The organism is Rhizobium sp. 01T444 (assembly GCF_056398305.1).
Genome location: NZ_JBFTPD010000293.1, coordinates 1 through 589 on the forward strand (window position 1 = coordinate 1; position 589 = coordinate 589).

Genomic DNA, 589 nt, shown 5'->3' on the forward strand with positions numbered 1-589 from the left:
CCCCTCAAGTTCAAGCGCATCGAGGTCCGCCCGATGAACAGCACCATCGGCGCCGAGATCCATGGCCTCGACCTGACCCGCCCGCTCGACGAGGAGACCTGGCAAGAGGTGCGGCAGGCCTTCGCCGACTGCCTCGTCGTCTACTTTCCGAACCAGCCGTTGACGCACGATCAGCATCTGGCTTTCAGCGAGCGCTTCGGTCCGCTGATGGCGATGCCGCAGCTGCTGTCGGTCGAGGGCCACGAGCAGATCCACATCATCAAGCGCGACGGCGACGACAACAGCCGCGTGATCGGCGAAAGCTGGCATTCGGACAGCACCTACTTCGAGTCGCCGCCGGCCGCGGTGATCATGCGCGCGGTCACGGTGCCTGAGTTCGGCGGCGACACCGGCTTTCTGAGCATGTATGCCGCATACGAAACGCTGTCGCCCAAGATGCGCTCGATACTCGACGGGCTCAACGTCGTTCACAGCGCGACGCGCATCTACGGCTCGGCCTATCACGCGCAGAAGAAGAAGTTCAGCTCGGTCAATGCGCGCACCGATATCGACATCGAAGCCGGCGATCGCGAGCAGATCCATCCGGCGG

The 589-nt window shown here is 63.8% G+C and carries 1 protein-coding gene; it reads left to right on the forward strand.

Features of this window, described 5'->3' with window-relative positions; all coding sequences use genetic code 11:
• Nucleotides 1–33: 33 nt before the first annotated feature.
• A partial coding sequence (locus AC1DTN_RS38525) for a TauD/TfdA dioxygenase family protein (RefSeq protein ID WP_477925465.1) occupies nt 34–589 on the forward strand: 556 nt, incomplete at its 3' end.